The organism is Pseudomonas chaetocerotis (assembly GCF_015712105.2).
Lineage (GTDB): Bacteria > Pseudomonadota > Gammaproteobacteria > Pseudomonadales > Pseudomonadaceae > Aquipseudomonas > Aquipseudomonas chaetocerotis.
On the sequence record NZ_JACFYX020000038.1, the window covers coordinates 1 to 713 of the forward strand.

The following is a 713-nucleotide window of genomic DNA, read 5'->3' on the forward strand; positions in this document are numbered from 1 at the left end:
CTAACAATAAGCTGCTTATTGATGTATCAGTAAGCATGCCGGCAGCCATTGCGCTTGATATAATACTACCCCATATGAGCAAGAGTATTTTCACGGAAAAGCTAGCAGCCAATTTCGGCCTCGCGGCCTTCCCGCTTCTCAATTGAGCATATAATTTTTCCGCAGCCAAAACCTGCTCAGGTTCAGGCTTGGTCCTTACAGACTGGTATTCAACAATCGAACCATTCTTAGCTATTGGCGTTACATAAGCACTTACCCAATAGTGGTCGCCATTTTTACAGCGATTTTTTACTAGCCCCATCCATGAGCGGCCAGATTTTAATGTACTCCACATATGCTCAAATGCAGCAGGCGGCATATCTGGGTGTCTTACGATGTTGTGAGGCTGGCCTAATAGTTCTTCCTCAGTGAAACCACTGATTTTAATGAAGTCAGGATTAACGTACGTGATATGGCTTTGAGGGGAGGTAGTCGAAAGAATATTGGCATCTTTTGGGAGTTCTAAGTTTCGACCCGTCACTGGTAAATTCTGGCGCATAAGAGCCTCAAGGGTTGGCTGTTTTATTTTATTGTGTTCGGCATTAAGCCCAATTTCTTTAGCGTTACGATAAAACTAGCATGGAAACGATAGATGCAAGCAAGTTAAGGGTTGCATCGCGCATGTCAATCTAGGCTATACCCTAACTGGATGTCAGGCAGGGCCGCGCCGCTTC

General features: G+C 45.0%; 1 protein-coding gene. It reads right to left on the reverse strand.

What is annotated here, in order from left to right; genetic code table 11:
• The coding region (locus H3221_RS25535) for a PAS domain-containing protein (protein WP_113445736.1) at positions 1–538 on the reverse strand (538 nt) is incomplete at its 3' end.
• Positions 539–713 lie beyond the last annotated feature (175 nt).